Annotated in this window: 10 protein-coding genes; 2 read left to right on the top strand and 8 right to left on the bottom strand. The window is 73.6% G+C overall.

Annotated features, from left to right (window positions below):
- The 3 genes from D7231_RS28075 to D7231_RS28085 form a co-directional block, all read right to left on the bottom strand.
- Nucleotides 1-525: a DUF6879 family protein gene (locus tag D7231_RS28075; RefSeq protein ID WP_120758365.1), complete on the bottom strand. Its 525-nt coding sequence runs from the start codon at nt 523-525 to the stop codon at nt 1-3.
- Entirely contained in the window at nt 494-739 is a 246-nt protein-coding gene (locus D7231_RS28080) for a hypothetical protein (RefSeq protein ID WP_120758366.1), read from the bottom strand. Before D7231_RS28080 ends, D7231_RS28075 begins: the two co-directional genes overlap by 32 nt.
- 581 nt (nt 740-1,320) lie before the next feature.
- Entirely contained in the window at nt 1,321-1,896 is a 576-nt protein-coding gene (locus tag D7231_RS28085; RefSeq protein ID WP_120758367.1) for a helix-turn-helix domain-containing protein, read from the bottom strand.
- 102 nt (nt 1,897-1,998) lie between these two features.
- On the opposite strand from D7231_RS28085, the gene D7231_RS28090 reads away from it, so the two are divergent.
- Nucleotides 1,999-2,865: a DMT family transporter gene (locus D7231_RS28090; protein ID WP_120758368.1), complete on the top strand. Its 867-nt coding sequence runs from the start codon at nt 1,999-2,001 to the stop codon at nt 2,863-2,865.
- A gap of 229 nt (nt 2,866-3,094) precedes the next feature.
- Here the strand turns inward: D7231_RS28090 and D7231_RS28095 are convergent, their stop codons facing one another.
- From D7231_RS28095 to D7231_RS28110, 4 genes are all read right to left on the bottom strand, one after another.
- Nucleotides 3,095-3,853, bottom strand: a complete 759-nt coding sequence (locus D7231_RS28095) for an acyltransferase (protein WP_120758369.1) — start codon at nt 3,851-3,853, stop codon at nt 3,095-3,097.
- A 79-nt stretch (nt 3,854-3,932) separates the two neighbouring features.
- A complete protein-coding gene (locus D7231_RS28100) occupies nt 3,933-11,339 on the bottom strand; it encodes a non-ribosomal peptide synthetase (protein WP_120758430.1) in 7,407 nt (2,468 codons plus the stop codon).
- A gap of 47 nt (nt 11,340-11,386) precedes the next feature.
- On the bottom strand, nt 11,387-14,677 hold the full coding sequence (locus D7231_RS28105) for a type I polyketide synthase (RefSeq protein WP_120758370.1): 3,291 nt from the start codon (nt 14,675-14,677) through the stop codon (nt 11,387-11,389).
- Nucleotides 14,674-15,966 (bottom strand): MFS transporter, encoded by a 1,293-nt coding sequence (locus D7231_RS28110; protein ID WP_120758371.1) that lies wholly within the window; start codon nt 15,964-15,966, stop codon nt 14,674-14,676. Before D7231_RS28110 ends, D7231_RS28105 begins: the two co-directional genes overlap by 4 nt.
- Nucleotides 15,967-16,248: 282 nt before the next feature.
- Here D7231_RS28110 and D7231_RS28115 point away from each other — a divergent pair, with 282 nt between their 5' ends.
- On the top strand, nt 16,249-16,479 hold the full coding sequence (locus D7231_RS28115; RefSeq protein ID WP_120758372.1) for a response regulator transcription factor: 231 nt from the start codon (nt 16,249-16,251) through the stop codon (nt 16,477-16,479).
- A 103-nt stretch (nt 16,480-16,582) separates the two neighbouring features.
- Here the strand turns inward: D7231_RS28115 and D7231_RS28120 are convergent, their stop codons facing one another.
- The gene (locus tag D7231_RS28120; RefSeq protein ID WP_120758373.1) at nt 16,583-17,245 is read right to left on the bottom strand and encodes a DedA family protein; all 663 of its coding nucleotides are present in this window, start codon (nt 17,243-17,245) and stop codon (nt 16,583-16,585) included.
- Between the last annotated feature and the right edge of the window lie 95 nt (nt 17,246-17,340).

Below are 17,340 nucleotides of genomic sequence, written 5' to 3' on the forward strand. Positions count from 1 at the left end.
TTAGACAGCGAACGCCTCGTGGGGTGTGGCGCGCTGCCAGACCGCCTCGAACGCCTCAGCGCATAGCTTGAGCACCGCCGGGTCGTCGCACAGCTCGTGCCCTGCCGACGCACCATCACCACTGAAGTGGCCGAAGCGAATCAGCCGGTCGTCGAACAGCCAGAAGTCCGCACCCGGCAGAGCAAGCGTGGCCGCGTCCCTTCGGGGCAGCCAACGAACCGCCTCCCCGGCCTCGACGTTCAGATACGTGCCGGCGTGCTCGTAGCGGATGTACTCACTGACAGGCACAGAGACCACCCGGGCTCGACGCATCACCACACCGCGCGCCACCGTGTCCCGCACCAGGTCATGCCAGGGACGGCGACGCTCAACCGACTCGGGCGTGATCCGTCCGCATGTTTGCCACTCCGCGAAGTCGTCGGCCTCCGAGGCGACGCTGTACGTATCCCGCAGCTCCAGATGAACGGCCGACCGGTAGCACTCCTTGATCAGGTCACTGAACGGCGGAACGCTGTTCGGCCTCATCGCACGCCTTCCTGATCAGCGGCACCATACGCGCCGGAATCCGGATCACTGCTTCCGTGTCGGGGATGTGGCCCACCGTACGGCACTCTTCTTCGGTCTCGCCGTCGGCCTTCCACCCCTGAACCACGAGATCGGCGCTCTTGCCATCCACCCACACCGTCGGGCAGTCGTCACCGTTGGTGTTCGGGTCCTTACCGAAGAACAGTAGAGCCATGACCTTGCCCCCTGCCTACTCGGTTGCGTCTGGTTGCACAGACGATGGCCCGGCCAACCGTCCCCGTCAAGGTGCCGTGGTACCCGGCCTCGGACTCCTCAGCCGGCAACGCACAGCGGGGGAGCCGAGACTGGCCGCGGAATGGCTCCTGTGCCACAAACAGTCAGCCACGGCGGTGGGGCGGCCGGGCGGCCCTGCGGTTACAGATGGTCCCGCTCTGACTTCATCGGATGGCCCCGAGCAGCCTGCCGCCAATATCACGGCAGCTGAACAGGCTGCCACGACTCCCCCGATGTCCCCACGCCTCATGGGCCACAGGGTCCCACCAGAGCTGGGCAGTTGCGGTCGGATCAACAAGATTCCTGGTCCACGTCTGGTCCACACGCACTGGTCGTCGGCGCGACACGAATGGATCAAGGTGAGACGGGCCTACACGAAAGGGGTACCCCCTGACCAGCACCTACGCTGACCTTGGCGGAGGCTGAGGGATTTGAAACCACGGTGACATCGCTGCCACGACGGTTTTCGTGACCTTTTTCCGACCTCGGTCTCGGCGCGCGCCGGCCGGCTCCGCGGGGGCGTCAGTGTGCGGGGGCGATGGCCACGGCCATCGTCATCTCCACCGGCACGTCGCCGGCGTTGCGGTACGTGTGGGGCACGCTCGACTCGAACGCCGCGGAGGTGCCGGCGGGCACGGCGTGCTCCTCGCCGTCCACGACGAGGGTGAGCTCGCCGGCGGTGACGGTGATCAGTTCGAGCGTGCCGGGCGGATGCGGGTCGGATGCGCTGGCGTCGCCGGGGGCGATGCGCCAGTCCCACAGCTCGACCGGGCCGCGGCCCTGGGCGCCGACGAGCAGCGTGGTGTGGCTGCCCGCCTCCGTCGACCACATGCGCACCGCCTCTTCCCTGGGCACGAGGCGGACACGGGCGACCTGATCCTGGTCGAGGAGCGTGGTGATGCTGACGCCCAGGGCGTCGGCGAGCTTGACGGTCGTGCCCACGCTGGGGTTCGTCCTGGCCTGCTCGATCTGGATGATCATGCCGCGGCTGACCCCCGAGCGGGCCGCCAGGGCGTCGAGGGTGAGGTGGCGCTCGGCGCGCCAGCGCTTGAGGTTGCGGGCGAGCGACTGGGTGAGCCGGTCGAGGTCCGTCGCCATCTCTGCCTCTTAGGTCGAATATATTTAATATCGAAGTCGAAGATAGTGAACTACGGTGTGCTGCACTGCATTGTTCACCACACTGTACTGCGAGGTTTTCCCATGACGGCGGTCTTCGCCCTGACCACGAGCTTCCTGTGGGGGCTGGCCGACTTCGGCGGCGGGCTGCTCACCCGCCGCATCCCCGCCCTGACCGTGGTCCTGGTCTCGCAGCTGCTGGCGGTCGGCGTCCTCGGGGCGATCGTCGTCGGCACGGGCGGCTGGTCCGAGGCCGGGCCGCAGCTCTGGTACGCGGTCGCCGCCGGCGTCGTCGGCCCCGCGGCCATGCTCGCCTTCTACAAGGCGCTGGCCCTGGGCCCGATGGGCGTCGTCTCGCCGCTCGGCGCGCTCGGCGGTGTCGCCGTGCCGCTCGGCGTCGGCCTCGTCCTCGGCGAGCGTCCCGGCGTCCTCCAGTTCGCGGGCATCGCGGTCGCCGTGGCGGGCGTGGTCCTGGCCAGCGGGCCGAGCATGGGCGGCGCGCCCGTGCAGCGGCAGACCCTGCTGCTCACCCTCGTCGCCGCGGTCGGCTTCGGCTCCGTGATGGCCCTGATAGCCGAGGCCTCGCACAACCTCACCGGGCTGTTCCTCGCCCTGTTCGTCCAGCGCGTGTGCAACGTGGCGGTCGGCGCGGGCACGCTCTTCGCCTCCGTGCGCCGCGGCGCGCCCGCCCTGCCGGAGGACGGCTGGGCCGGCATCCGCTCCGCGCTGCCCGCGCTCGCCTTCGTCGGCCTCGCGGACGTGGCCGCCAACGGCACGTACAGCCTCGCGGCGCGGAGCGGGCCGGTCACGGTGGCCGCGGTGCTGGCGTCGCTCTACCCCGTGGTGACGGCGCTGGCCGCGCGGGGCGTTCTGAGCGAACGGCTCCGGACAGTGCAGGCTGCGGGGGCGGGCCTGGCCCTGGTGGGAACGGTGCTGCTCGCAGCGGGCTGACGGGGACGGCGGGACCGGCATCCGAGCATTCCGCCGGACTCTCGCCGAGGTGGCTTCTCGCCGTGGCGGCGGGGGATCTTTTTCGGCACGCGGCCACGTGACGGCCCGGCGGTGCCGGGGCGGCCGCCGGTCTCCGGTCAGGGGACCTCGCCGCGTCGCCCACCCGCCGCGACGGCGGAGCACCACCCCACAGCGATCCGGCCGTGCCGAGCCCCGCTCAGCCCTACGGCTACGACGCCTCCGGTGGGAGGTCTGTCAGGGCCTTGAGCTGGTCCGCTGTCATTTCCGAGGGGATCGGTATCGGAGGGGCCGTTCGTAGGGGCGGGATCCAGCCCGTTGCCGGCTGCCAGCGGCGGACGAGCTTGGCCGGGGCGCCCGCGACCACCGCGTGGTCCGGGACCTCGCCGCGGACCACCGAGCCGGCGGCGACGACCACGTTCCGGCCGAGCCGGGCGCCCGGCAGTATGACCGCGCCCGTGCCCAGCCAGCTGCCGGAGCCGATGGAGACGGGCGCGCTGCGGGGCCACTGCCTGCCGATGGGCTGGTGCGGGTCGTCGTAGGAGTGGTTGTCGCTGGTGACGTAGACGTACGGGCCGCAGAAGACGTCGTCGCCGAAGGTCACCGGCTGTGAAGCCACCACGTGGCTGCCGCGGCCGAGGACCACGCCGTTGCCCAGGCGGAGCACCGGGTCGGGCCCGAGGTCGAGGCCCGGCATCATGCCGGCGGTGAGCGTGACCTGTTCGCCGATGATGCAGTGGTCGCCCAGCTCGATCCACCGCTCGCCGAAGACCGTACCGAGCGGGAACGCCAGCTTCGTGGCGGTGCCGATGCGGCCGAAGCGGTACGGGCCGGGGTGCTCGGCGGTCACCGCGCCGGCCCGCTGGATCCACCGCCAGCCGCCGTGGACCGCGCGCGACGCGGCGCGACGCCCCCAGGCGCGCAGGGCCGCGGAGGCGTCGGAAGAGAACGCGTTCCTGTTCTTCGGCACCCGGACACGGTAGTCGGCCGGGTGCCGGCCGGCCGCCGGGGTGACCTGTGATCTTCACCCCACCGGCCGGCCGGGCGGGTCACTCCGCGAGGGCCGCCCGGACCTCGTCGCGCAGCAGCCCGACGTAGTCGCGCATCCAGCCTTCGACCGTCGCCCGGTCCCACAGGTCGGAGGAGTACTCGGCCATCCCCACGAGCACGTCGCCCGCCGGGACGAGACCGAAGGTGAACTCCGCGCGGGCGGCCTCGGGCGCGAGGTCCTCGATCGCCACGGCCACGCCCGGCAGCTCGATGTCGGTCTCCAGCGAGTTCTGGTAGGCGAAGCCGACCGCGAGCCGGTCCGGCATGTCCACCCCGTACCGCTCCCGCAGCAGCGGGGCCAGGTCCCGCGGCGGCATGAACGCGTCGATGCACGCGACCGACGTGCGGGCCACCTGGTCGACCAGGGCGGTGAAGGAGGCGGCCTCCCCGTCGCGCACTCTCAGCGCGAACCCGGACGTCGCACAGGTCACGAGCGACTCGAACTCGCGGCGCCACCGGTTGGCGTAGGAGACGTTGAAGACCACGTCGGACTGGCCGGACCCGCGGGCCATCAGCCGGCCCAGCGCCGCCGCGGTGACCGCGTAGGGCGTCGCCCCGCGGCGCCGCGCCAGCCGGTCGACGTCCGCGCGGACGTCGGCGGGCACCGTGAACATCACGACGCCGCCCCGCCCGCTCAGCTGCTCGGGGCGCGGCCGGTCGAGCGGCATGGCGACGCCGAACGGCGCGCCGTCCAGCTCGCGCCTCCAGAACGCCAGCTTGCGCTCCTCGACGGCGCGGTCGGCCGGCTCGCGCTGCCAGCGCGCGTACGCACCCGGCTGGCACGGGTCGGCCGCCAGCCCGTCGGGCAGGCCCTCGGCGGCCGAACCGTAGAGCGCGGCCAGCTCCTTGAGGATCAGGCTGACGGCCCAGCCGTCGCACACGGCGTGGTGCAGGACGAACAGCAGCACCCACGTGCGCTCGCCGGAGCGCAGCAGGCGCAGCGCCGGTCCGGCCCCGGCGGCGAGGTCGAACGGCGTCTCGGCGGCCTCGGTGGAGATCCGCTCCACCGAGGCCTCGCGCTCCCCGGCGGGCAGCCCGGTCAGGTCCTCGATGGGCAGGCTTACGGGCCGGGCCCGCACTATCTCCTGCTGCCAGTCGTCGCCGTCGGGGACGATGCGGGTGCGCAGGCCCTCGTGCCGGGCGACGAGCCGGGTGAGCGCGGTACGCAGGGCGTCCACGTCCAGGTCGCCGGTGAGGGTCAGGCGCATGGCGACGTTGAACACCTGCGGCAGCGCGTGGCCCTGCTGGACCCGGGCGAAGTGCACCTGCTGATCGGTGGCGGGCACCCGGTGCTCGACGGCGTCGCCCGGAACACCCGGAACATCCGGAGCGTCCTCGCCGCCGGAGGGCGTGCCCGCGAAGAACGCGGCCATGGCCCGCAGCGTGGGCTGCTCGTAGAAGCGCACCATCGGGTACTCGCTGCCGAACTCCTCCCGGGCCCGGTTGACCAGCCGGATCGCGGTGATCGAGTGGCCGCCCAGGTCGAAGAACGAGACGTCGGGCGCGATGGAGCCGGCGTCCGTGCCGAACTCGGCGGCCCACAGCGCGCGGAGCCGCCGCTCGACGTCACCGGAGGGAACGGTTCCGGCGCCGCCCGGCGTCCGGGGTACCGAGGGCGCGGCGGGGGCGGCCGTGACCAGGTCGGGGGCGGGCAGCCCCGCGCGGTCCAGCTTGCCGCCCGCGGTCACGGGCAGCGCGGCCAGGACCGTCCAGGCGCGCGGCACGAGGTACTCGGGCAGCCGCTCGGCCAGGGCGTCGGCCATGAGGTCGGCGAAGGCCTGCCGGTCGCCTTCGGCGTCCCCCACCGGGTCGGCGGGGACGGCGAACGCGGCGAGGTACGCCTCGCCCCGGCCGTTGCGGCGCGCCAGGACGACGGCCTCGCGCACCCCCTCCAGGGAGTTGAGCGCGCGGGAGACCTCCTCCGGCTCGACGCGGAAGCCGCGGATCTTCACCTGGTCGTCGGTGCGGCCGCGGAACTGCAGCTTCCCGTCCGCGGTCCAGCGCACGAGGTCGCCCGTACGGTAGAGGCGGGCGCCCGGGCCGCCATCGGGGTCGGGCAGGAAGCGCCCGGCGTCGGCGTCAGGGCGGTGCAGGTAGCCGCGGGCCACGCCCGGCCCGCCGACGTGGAGCTCCCCCACGGCGCCGACCGGAACCGGCGTGCCCGACTCGTCCAGCACGCGCAGGCGCACGTTGTCGACGGGGCGGCCGATCGCGATCTCCTCGGGCTCGCTGCCGGAACCGCCGGCTCCGTCGGCCCCGCCGCCCGGGGCGACGGTTTCGACGGTGCACAGCACGGTGACCTCGGTGGGTCCGTAGACGTTGGCGACCTCGTACGGCGTGCCGGGCCGCGGCCGGGTGCGCATCACGTCGCCGCCCATGAGCAGGTGGCGCAGCGGCGGCTGGGCGTCCGGCGCGAGCTGGAGCAGCGTCTCGCCGAGGGCCGTGGGCAGGATGGAGAACGTGACGCCCTGAGCCGCGTACCAGCGGGCGAGGGCGAGCGGGTCCTTGCGTACGGCGTCGCCCGCGACGGTCAGCGAGGCGCCCGCGGTCAGCGCGGGCCACACCTCCAGGACGGAGGCGTCGAAGCTCTGGCTGCAGACGACGGCGCTGCGGTCGGCGGCGGTGAAGCCGAAGCGCCGGTGGTGCCACGCGCAGAGGTCGGCGACGGCGCGGTGCGGCACGGCGACGCCCTTGGGCATGCCGGTGCTGCCCGACGTGTAGATGACGTAGCACAGCGACTCGCCGTCGGCGGCGGGGGCGGCGGAGGCGAAGGCGCCCGCCGGGCTGTCACCGGGCGACACGACGGCGACGCCCTCCGGCAGCCGCAGCAGCGCCGCGCCGTCCTGCGGGGAGATGAGGACGCGGGCGCCGGACTCGGCGATGACCTTCTCGGCGCGGGCCCGGCCGAGCGCGGGGTCCAGCGGCACGTACGGGCTGCCGGCCTTGAGGGCCGCGAGCATGGCGACGACGAGGCCGGCGGAGCGCGGCAGCCACAGGGCCACGGGGGTGCCGGCCGCGCCCCGCTCCCGGAGCACGGCGGCCAGCCGGCCGGCCCGCTCCTCCAGCTGACCGTACGTCAGGACCTGGTCGCCGTCGAGGACGGCGGTGGCACCGGGAGCCGTCGCGGCCTGCCGGGCCACCAGCTCGTGGACGGGGACGTCCTCCACGGGGCGGCGCGGTCCCCGCTCCCACTGCGCCGGTACGGGGCCGCCGGGCGCGGCCGGTGCGGTGGCGCCCGCGCCGGAGCCGTCGGCCGCGGGCGGCGCGGCGAGCCGGGACAGCGGGGCCTCCGGTGCCTCGGCGGCCGCGGCCAGCAGGTCCCGGAAGGTGGCGAAGAACCGCTCGGCGGTCTCCGGGTCGAACAGGTCGGTGTTGTACTCCAGGTGGCAGCGGATGCCCTGCGGCTGGTCGGTGAAGTAGACGGTGAAGTCCGTCAGGGACTTGTCCGGCCCCGCGTCCAGGGGCGTCGCCTCCACGCCCGGCAGCTCGAAGCGGAACGGCTCGCTGCTCTGGAACTCGGCGAGCACCTGGAAGACGGGCGTGCGGTCCGTGACCCGCGGCGGCGCGAGCTCGCGCACGACCGCTTCGAAGGGCACGCCCGCGTGGTCGTACGCGTCGAGGGCGCGGCCGCGCACCCGGTCCAGCAGCGTGGCGAACGACGGGTCCCCGGAGAGGTCGAAGCGCAGGGCCAGGGTGTTGACGAAGAACCCGAGCAGGTCACCGGCCCGCTGCGGCCGGTCGGAGACGGGGGTGCCGATGATGATGTCGTCCTGCCCGGTGACGCGGTGCAGCATGGCCGCGTACCCGGCGAGCAGGGTCATGAACAAGGTGCTGCGGCGGGCCCGGCTCAGCTCGCGCAGGCGCGCCGAGAGCCCGGGGTCCAGCGTGCGGAAGACAGCCCGGCCGTTGGACGTCATGACCGCGGGGCGCGGCCGGTCGGTGGGCAGGTCCAGGACGGGCAGGCCGCCGTCGAGCGTCTCGCGCCAGTAAGCCAGGTCGGCCGCGGCCTCCTCGCCCTCCAGAGCCGCGGCCTGCGCGCGGGCGTGCTCGGCGTAGGACCAGGTGAGGACGGGCAGCCCGGTGTCGGTGCCGTCGCGCCACGAGCGGTAGAGGGCCGACAGGTCGCGGGTGAGGACGGTCGCGGAGGCCGCGTCGACGACGATGTGGTGGATCGACAGCACGAGCACGTGCGCGTCGTCGGCGAGCTTCACGAGCCGGGTGACGAACAGGGGCCCTTCGGCGAGGTCGAAGCGGCGGGCGCTCTCGGCAGCCAGGGTCTCCCGCACGGCCTCCTCGCCGCGCCCCGTGCCGTCCACGACTGCGAAGTCGGGCTCGGCGGGCGGCCGGACGACCTGGCGCGGCTCGCCGCCGGTCTCCCGGAAGACGGTCCGCAGGCCCTCGTGGCGGGCCACGAGGCCGCGCAGCGCCGCGCGCAGGGCGGGCACGTCCAGCGGGCCGTCGAGGCGGATCGCCTTGGTCTCGTTGTAGGCGGTGCGGCCCGGCAGCATGCGCTCCAGGAACCAGATCCGCTGCTGGCCCGGGGAGAGCGGGGCCTCTACGGGGGCGGGGGTGAGGACGGCGGGCGCGGCCGGTGCGGGGGCCTTCTCCGCACCCTGCTGACGGCGGCGGCGCAGGGCGTCGAGGTGGGTGAGGCTCGCGCGCAGCTCGCCGGGCGCGACGCCGAAGTCGACGAGCGAGACGAGCTCGTCGGCGCCGGCCGCGGTGACCGCGTCCACCACGGGCGAGACGGAGTCGACGGTGCCGATCAGGGCCCGCTGGTCGCAGTAGCGGTCGTAGGCCCGGCGGAAGACGACGTCGAGGTCGTCCTCGCTGAGCGAGGAGAGGTCCACGTTGTGCCCGAGGCTGTTGGTGACGCCGCCGAACAGCGACAGCGACGCCCGCATGTAGCGCGACAGGGGCTCGTACGCCTCGGCGCGGGCCGTGTCGTGGCGAGCGGCGAGGTAGGTGTGCAGCAGGACGGCCACGCGGCCGGCGGCCGGGTCCAGGCCGTGCTGCTCGCGGGTGCGGCGGTACAGCGCGATGTTCTCCGCGAGCTGTTCGACGCTCTGCGTCATCAGGTTGGTGACGATGCCGAGGTCGTGGCGGGCCGCGAGCGCGAACGAGGCCGGGTTACCGACCACGGCCGTGTACATCGGTGGAGTGTCCTGGACGGGCCGCGGGAAGAGCCGTACGTCCGCCTCGCCGTCCCCGGTGGCCCGGCGCAGCGGCTCCCCCCGCCAGAACCGCCGCACCTGCTCCAGCTGCTCGTACATCGTCTCCTTGTGCCGGCCGAAGCGGCCGGGGAAGAAGACGAAGTCGTTGGCGTGCCAGCCGCTGGCGATGCCGATGCCGACCCGGCCCCCGGAGAGGTTGTCGGCCATCGACCACTCCTCCGCGACCCGGATCGGGTCATGCAGCGGCAGCACGACGGACCCGGCGTTGAGGCGGATGCGGCCGGTCTCCCGGGAGAGGGCGGCGGCGAGCACGGCGGGGTTGGGGAAGAGCCCCCCGAAGGAGTGGAAGTGCCGCTCGGGCATCCAGAGGGCGTGGAACCCGTTCCGGTCGGCGAACCGGGCGGTCTCCATGAGCAGTTCGTACTTGCCTTGCTGGTCGCCGTCCTCGGGGTAGTCGCCGAAGAAGTAGACGCTGAAATCCGGGGTGCGGGGGGATCTCTGCGGCACGGCCGATGTGGCCGCGGCCGCGTTCCAGGCCATGGAGGCGGTACGAGGACCGGACGGCCGCTCAGGTTCCGGCGCTCTGGCGGCCATGGTGACCATCTCCGCCACGGACGCTGCCGCGTCATCGGGCACCGGCGCCTTCGGCGCCGCCGGCGCCGCGACGCGCGTGCCCGGGAAGAAGCCCGCCCCGCGGAGCTCGCGCAGGGAGCCCTTGACCGCGTCCGCGATGAACTCCAGGTCGCCGTCGGAGTGCGCGGTGGAGAGGAAGAAGTTCCGCCACTCCCACACGTGGACGCCGCGCAGCATCAGGTGGTGGTAGAGCAGCTCCATGTCCGCCCGGTGGTCGAACCGGAACTGCGAGCCGAAGTGGCTCATCCGCAGCGGGAACTCCTCCGCCTCGAAGAAGGCGTTGAGCGTCCCGGCCAGCTCGGCCGTCCGCGCGTTGAGCCGCTCCTGGAGCCGCGGGCTGTGCTCCTTGAGGTGGGTGAGGACGGCCCGTGCGGCCACCATCGACACCGGGTGCTGGATGTACGTGCCGCCGAAGAACGTCGTGTCCGCGGGCGGGTAGCTGTCGTCGCCGTAGGACCAGTAGCCGCCGTCGACGCCGTCCATGATGTCGGCGCGGCCGGCGATGGCCCCGATGGGGAAGCCGCCGCCGAGCAGCTTGCCGTAGGTCGCGAGGTCGGGCGTGACGCCGTACAGCTCCTGGGCGCCGCGGAGCGCGGGGCGGAAGCCCGTCAGCATCTCGTCGAACATGAGGACGATGCCGTGGCGGGCGGTGAGCTCGCGCAGCTTGCGGACGAACTCGACGGGTTGCAGCGAGGGGTGCCGGCTCTGCACGGGCTCGATGATGACGGCGGCGATGTCGCCGGCGTGCTGCGCGATGGCCTCCAGGGAGGCGTCGCTGCCGTAGTCGAGGACCATCAGGTCCGCGACGGCGCTGTCCGGGATGCCGCGGGAGACGGGCACGGTGAGCCGGCTCTCCGGGGAGCCGGAGGGGCGCCCGAGGACGGTGTCGGCGTGGCCGTGGTACGCGCCGAGGAAGGTGACGATCTTGCTGCGGCCGGTGGCGGAGCGGGCGAGGCGGATCGCCGCGGAGTTGGCCTCCGTGCCGGAGTTGGCGAAGGCCACGCGCTCCAGGCCGGTCAGCCCGGCCAGCAGCTCGGCCGCCTCGCCGGTCTCGGCGTTGCGGGGGCCGAGCTGGATGCCGCGGGAGAGGTGCTCGCGGACGGCCTCGCCGACGAACTCCGGCTCGTGGCCGAAGAGGAGCACGCCGAAGCCCATGGTGATGTCGACGTACTCGTTGCCGTCGACGTCCTGGAGGCGGGCGCCGCTCGCCCGGCGGCCGGCGATGGGGTAGAGCATCTCCTTCGTGCCGCTGCGGAAGCCGACGACGGCGCGGCTGTCCGCGAGGACGCGGCGGTAGCGCTGGGCGAGCTGCTTGGAGGTGGGGGTCTTCGCGGTGTAGCGGCGTACGAGGTCGGCCAGGTGCTCCTGCTGGGCGCGCGGCCCGTCGCCCCGGACCATGCCGGAGGCGCGCGAAACGGTGACCCGGGGGCCGTGCACGCGGCGCGGGGCGGCTTCCTGTTCCGCGGCCGCCGCCCCGGCCGGGGCTGCCGGCTCGCCCGAAGCCGCCGGTTCCTCCGCGCCCGGCGACGTCGTGTCCGGAGAATCCCCCGCCGGGCCGGTGCCGAGCTGCTCGGCGATGCGCCGCGAGAGCTCGGCCATGGCCGCGAGGTCCTGGTCGAGGGCCGCGGAGGCGGCGTCGAGGCCGGTCACCGGGACACCGCCGCCGTGCCGTTGAGCCTGGACGTCGCGGCGGCTGTCTGGAGGGCCAGCAGCTGGGAGAGCTGGGACATCATTTGCAGCTGTATCTGCGATATCTGCTGGAGCTTGTGGGCGAGGTCCTCCAGCTCACGGCGCGTGGCGTATTCGGGGGCGCCGGCCGCCGGGGCGACGGGCTCGGGGACGGCGGGAACTGCCGGCGCCACGGGCACTACGGGCGCTACGGGAACGACCGGTTCCGGTTCCGGCGCGGGTACGGCCGCCCCGGCCGCCTCCCCCGGCATCCGGCTCACGATGAGCTCCGCGAGCCGCAACGGCGTCCCGGTCTCCTCGAACAGCTCCCGCATCGAGACCTTGACCTCGTACTCCTGCTCCAGCTCGCGCAGCGCGCTGATCATCTGGAGCGAGTCGGCGCCGAGGTCGAAGAAGGAGGTCTCGCCGGTGATGGCGTCCGGGTCGTGCCCGAGGTGCCGTGCGGCCGACTCGACGATGCTTCGGACGACCCGCTCGACCGCTGCCTGGTGCTGTACCACAGTGGCTCCATCTGTCGCTGGTGTTCCGGTACGTACGGCCGTCAACTCCGGCCCTGTCCAGTAGTCCTTGTGCTGGAAGCGGTAGCCCGGCAGGGGGATCCGGCGGCCGCCGCAGCCTGCCAGCAGCGGCCGCCAGTCCAGGTCCGCGCCCGCGCAGTGCAGGCCCGCTGCCGCGGCCCACAGGGCGCCGAGACCGGAGCCGCGGCGCAGCGAGGGCAGGGCGCGCGCGTCCGGCAGGGCCCGGCGCGCCAGGCCGCTGAGCGTGGTGTGGGGGCCGATCTCGACCACGGCCGCGGGCGTCCGCGCGCCCACGGTGCGCAGCGCTTTGTCGAAGCGCACGGGCTCCCGGGTGTGGCGCAGGAAGTAGGCGGTGTCCGGCGTCCAGCCGGGCGCCCGGAGCGCCCCGTCGATACCGCTGACGAAGGGGATCCGGACCGGGCGGAAGGTGACTTCGCCGAGCACCGCCCGGAAATCCTCCAGCATCGGCTCCATGAGGGCAGTGTGGAAGGCCCGTTCCACCGGGAGGCGCTCGCCGGGCGTGCCGCGCCCCTCCAGCAGCGCGAGGATCCGGTCCACGGCGGCGACGGGCCCGGCGAGGACGTGGGAGCGCTCGCCGTTGGCCACGGACAGCTCCGCGCCGGGGACTTCGGCGGCGAGGGCGAGGGCCGCGCCGCGGGTGAGCGGTACGGCGGCCATCGCGCCGGGGGCGCAGAGCTTCTGCATCAGCCGGCCCCGCTCGGCGGTCAGGCGCAGGCCGTCCTCCAGCGTGAGGGCTCCGGCGGCGTGGAGGGCCGCGTACTCGCCGACGCTGTGCCCGGTGACGGTGCCGGGGGCGACGCCGGTGTCCTGCCACAGCCGCGTGAGCGCGCACTGCAACGCGAACAGGGCGGGCTGGGCGGTGTCGGTGGCCCAGAGGGGGGCCGCTCCGGCGGCGCCGAGGAGTCCGTCGAGCAGGGAGCCGCCGCCGAGGTCGCGGTGGTGGCGCTCGCAGGCGTCGAGCACGTCGCGGACGGCGGGGAAGCGCTCGTAGAGGTCCGCGGCCATGCCCGGGTACGGGCTGGCCTGGCCGGTGAACTGGAAGACGACGCCGGGCGGGCCGCCCCGGGGGGCCGTCCCGGCCGTGACGGCCGCGGAGTCCGTGCCCGCGAGCCGGCTGTCGAGGGCAGCGGCGAGCGCGGCAGGCGTGCTGCCGCGGACGGCCAGCCGGTGGCGGCCGTGGGTGCGGCCGAGCGCGGCGGTAGTGACGAGGTCGGCGAGCGGGGTGCCGGGCCGCTGCCGCAGCCGGTCGCGGAAGGCGCGGGCGTTGGCGGTCAGCGCTTCCTCGCTGCTGCCGGAGACCAGGAGGACGTCCGGCGGAGCCGCGGCGGCGGCCGGGCGGGGCGCGGGCTCGGGGGCCTGTTCGAGGACGAGGTGGACGTTGGTGCCGCCGATGCCGAGGGAGGTCAGGCCCGCGCGGCGCGGGTGGCCCTCCTCCGGCCAGGGCCGGGCGGTGGCCGGTATGTAGAAGGGGCTGCCGTCCAGGGCGAGCAGCGGGTTGGGGGTGGTGAAGTTCGCGATCGGCGGGATGACGCCGTGCTCCAGGACGAGCAGCGTCTTGATCAGGCCGGCCAGACCGGAAGCCACGTCGAGGTGGCCGATGTTGGCCTTCGTCGAGCCGAGCGCGCAGTACTGGGCGCGGTCGGTGTCCTCGCGGTAGGCGGCCGTGGCGCCGTCGAACTCGATGGGGTCACCCTTGAGGGTGCCGGTGCCGTGGGTCTCCAGATAGCCGATGGTGTCCGCGCCGACGCCGGCCCGGTCCAGGGCGCGGCGGACGGCGGCGCGCTGGCCGCCGGCGCTGGGCGCGCTGTACGCCTTCTTGTCCGCGCCGTCGTTGGTGACGCCCCAGCCGCGGATGACGCCGCGCACGGTGTCGCCGTCGGCCAGCGCCCGGTCCAGCCGCTTCAGGACGACGGCGGCGACGCCCGTGCCGCCGACGGTGCCGTCGGCGCCCGCGTCGAAGGCGCGCAGCCGGCCGGACTTCGAGAGGATCGACCCCTTGACGTACTGGTAGCCGAGGACCTGGGGCACGTGGACGGCCGTGGCGCCGGCGAGGGCGATGTCGCAGTCGTCCGCGAGCAGCGCCTGCGCGGCCGTCTGGACCGCCACGAGCGAACTGGAGCAGGCTGTCTGGACATTGACGGCGGGTCCGGTGAGGCCGAGCCGGTAGGCGATGCGGGTGGCGGTGAAGTCGGGGGCGTTGCCGGTCAGGATCTGCATGCCTGCCATCCAGTCGGTGACGGGCGTGCTCGGCAGGACGTTGTTGAGCTGGTAGGTCTCCAGCGTGTACAGGTGGTAGCCCGCGGTGGCGTAGACGCCGGTCCTGCCGCCGTCGCGCTCGTCCGGGTACCCGGCGTCCTCCAGGGCGTGCTGGGCGCACTCCAGGAGCAGGCGCTGCTGCGGGTCGGTGAGCTGCGCCTCGCGGGCGCTCATCCCGAAGTGCGGGGCGTCGAAGCCGGCGATGCCGTCCAGGATCCCGGAGGCGCCGACGAAGCCGGGGTCTTCGTAGCGCTCGGCGGGCACTCCGGCCGCGGCGAGCTCCTCGCCGGTGAAGCGGGTGATGCAGTCCGTTCCGTCGCGGATGATGCGCCAGAACTCCTCGGGGGTGTCCGCGCCCGGCAGCCGGAAGGCCAGCCCGATGACGGCCACGGCCCGGTCGGCACCGTGTTCGTGGAGGCGGGGGTCGAGATGGGGGTGGGGCGTGGGTCTCATGAGTTGCGGCCTTCCGCCGTCGATACGTCCCGGGCCGCCCGGTCGTCCCGGCCGCCGGGCCGGTCCTGGCTCCGGGCGGAGGTCCTGCCGCGGCCGAGGAGGACGGCGAGCAGGACGGCGCACAGGGCGATGGCCAGCCCGTGGAAGGCGGCCACGACCTGGAGCGGCGAGAACGACTCCAGCAGGGCCGCGCTGACGATCATGCCGAGGCCGAAGCCGGTGTTCTCGGCGGAGGCGGACAGCCCGAAGAGCCGGCCGCGCTCGGCGTCGGGGGCGGCCTGGAGGCGGGAGACGTACACGATCTCCGTGAAGCCGTCGGCCATGCCGGCCACCAGCGCGGCGATGATGGTGGGCACGGTGGGCAGGCCCGCGAAGACGACGATGAACGCCGCCGACATCAGGCACGCCCCGAGCGCGAACGCCCGCTCCCCCGGGGTGCGGCCGGTCCGCTTGGTGACCCGGCCGAACAGCTGCTGCGCGACGATGTTGCCGATGGCCCAGGTGGCCCAGAACTGGCTGATGAACGTCGCCGGGTGAGCGGGATCCAGGCCGTCCGAGTAGATGGGCAGCGCCACGTTGTGGGACGAGGAGCCCAGCCCGTCCACCGCACGGACGGCGATCATCACCGCGAGCAGGGGCGCCGTGCGCAGCAGCATCCGGGCGAAGCCGCTCGCGGCACCGGCCTTCTCCCCCTCCGCGCCCGCCGACCCGGCCTCCGGAGCGTCCTCGGCGGCCGCCCGGGTCCGTACGGGTAGCAGGAACAGGACGCCCGCGGAGATCACGAACGTGACGGCGTCCAGGGCGAACGCCGTGGAGTAGCCGAGCTGCGCCACGACCAGGCCCGAGGACGCGAAACCCGCGATCATGGCGAGCGAGCGGCCGGTGACGAGCAGGCCGTTGGCCCGGGCCCGGTGCTCGGCCCCGACGATCTCCGGCACGCTGCTGCGCAGCGCGACCTGGGAGAGCGTCGCGCAGGACCCGGTGATCACCGCCAGGGCGAAGAGCAGCCCGACGCGGGCGCCGTCCGGGGCGAGCAGCAGCGCGAGCAGGGCGAGCGCCTGCGTGACGTCGGCGCCCACCATCAGGCCCTTGCGGTCGCGGGTGGAGACCAGGCGCCCGGCCACGAAGCCCGCGAGCACGCTGGTCACGAGGCGTACGGCCATGAACAGGCCGGCGGTGAGCGCGCTGCCGGTGACGTGGTAGATGAAGACGTTCAGCGCCACCATGTTCAGGTAGCTGCCGTACGCCGAGATGCCGTTGCCGACGACGAGCAGGCGGAAGTGCCCCACGCGCGGTCCCCCTCCGGTCGCTCCGGGCTGTGTGCCGCGGTCGGCGGCGCCTCTCACATTCGCCCGGTTCGAAGCGGCGCTGGAGCCGCGGAAGTTGGGGACTTGACAGCCGACAAGCCTTTGATTAAGGGGATATTGACCGGCTGGTCACTCTTTTTTGCTTGCATTTAGCAGAGTTCGTGGTTAGATCCCTCTAAAGCGTCGCGCGGGTGGGGGAACTCCGCCCGCTGCCGGCCGCAGGTCACCCATGCCGCGCGGCTCCGCCAGCCCCATGGAGACGAGATGCCCGGCCGCAGCCTCCCGGCAGGACCGCCGCGCCTGTCGCCCCGCGAGCGGCAGGTGCTGGCCCACATCGGCGCGGGGCTCACCTACCACCAGACGGCCAGGCGACTCGGTATCAGCGTCCACACCGTGGGCACCTACCTGCGCCGCATACGCGCCAAACGCCCGGCGCCCACACTGGCGGACCTGGTCCGCCTCAGCATCACCCAGGACGCGAGCCGCAGCGGCTGAGAAGCCGCTAAGAGGTCACTCATTCGCTAAGAGGCCACTAAAACGAGCAGCCCCCGGATCCGCCGTGCGGATCCGGGGGCTGCTCGCTCAGAAGCGACTGCCGTCAGTCGGCGGTGCCGACCGGCTCGGGCCGGGCCTCGGCCGCGTCGGCGGCATGGGCCGCCTCGGCCTTCTTCGCCTTCATCTTCATGACGACCAGCGAGCCGAGGCCGAAGAGCACGGCGGCGAGCAGGCCGAGCCAGGAGAACTTCTTCAGCCACTCCTCGGCGACCTTGCCGACGGAGTAGATCACGGCGACGGTGCCGCCGGCCCAGACGATGCCGCCGAGCACGTTGGCGATCAGGAACTTCCAGTACGGCATCTTCAGCACGCCCGCGAGCGGGCCGGCGAAGATGCGCAGCAGGGCGATGAAGCGGCCGACGAAGACCGCCCACATGCCCCACTTCTGGAAGGAGCGCTCGGCGGTGGCCACGTGGTGCGGGCCGAAGTGCTTGGGGAACTTGCGGCCGAGCCACTCCAGGAGCGGCTTGCCGCCCTTGCGGCCGATGAGATAGCCGATGGAGTCGCCGATGATGGCCCCCGCGACGGCACACGCGCCCAGCACCCACGGGTTGATGTGGTCCTGGGTGGCGGCCAGCAGCGTGGCACTGACGAGGACGATCTCACCGGGAAGCGGAATACCCAGGCTCTCCAGACCGATGACCCCGCCCACCAAGAGGTAGACGGCGATCGCCGGTACCGTTTCGAGCCACTCCTGGATGTGCAACGCCGGTTCCTCCCCGGTTTGACGATCTCTTCCCGGCGTGCGCCGCGAGGGCGCACGCCGGGAAGCCTACTGGAGGAGAGGACTCCCTCAGGCGC

It is taken from the genome of Streptomyces klenkii, from assembly GCF_003626645.1.
Classification (GTDB): domain Bacteria; phylum Actinomycetota; class Actinomycetes; order Streptomycetales; family Streptomycetaceae; genus Streptomyces; species Streptomyces klenkii.

What these genes read in the sequence shown, in the direction of transcription:
- D7231_RS28090 (WP_120758368.1), top strand. Translation starts at nt 1,999, where the DNA reads ATGACGGCGGTCTTCGCCCTGACCACGAGCTTCCTGTGGGGGCTGGCC.
- D7231_RS28085 (WP_120758367.1), bottom strand. Translation starts at nt 1,896, where the DNA reads ATGGCGACGGACCTCGACCGGCTCACCCAGTCGCTCGCCCGCAACCTC.
- D7231_RS28075 (WP_120758365.1), bottom strand. Translation starts at nt 525, where the DNA reads ATGAGGCCGAACAGCGTTCCGCCGTTCAGTGACCTGATCAAGGAGTGC.
- D7231_RS28115 (WP_120758372.1), top strand. Translation starts at nt 16,249, where the DNA reads ATGCCCGGCCGCAGCCTCCCGGCAGGACCGCCGCGCCTGTCGCCCCGC.
- D7231_RS28100 (WP_120758430.1), bottom strand. Translation starts at nt 11,339, where the DNA reads ATGGCCGAGCTCTCGCGGCGCATCGCCGAGCAGCTCGGCACCGGCCCG.
- D7231_RS28105 (WP_120758370.1), bottom strand. Translation starts at nt 14,677, where the DNA reads ATGAGACCCACGCCCCACCCCCATCTCGACCCCCGCCTCCACGAACAC.
- D7231_RS28080 (WP_120758366.1), bottom strand. Translation starts at nt 739, where the DNA reads ATGGCTCTACTGTTCTTCGGTAAGGACCCGAACACCAACGGTGACGAC.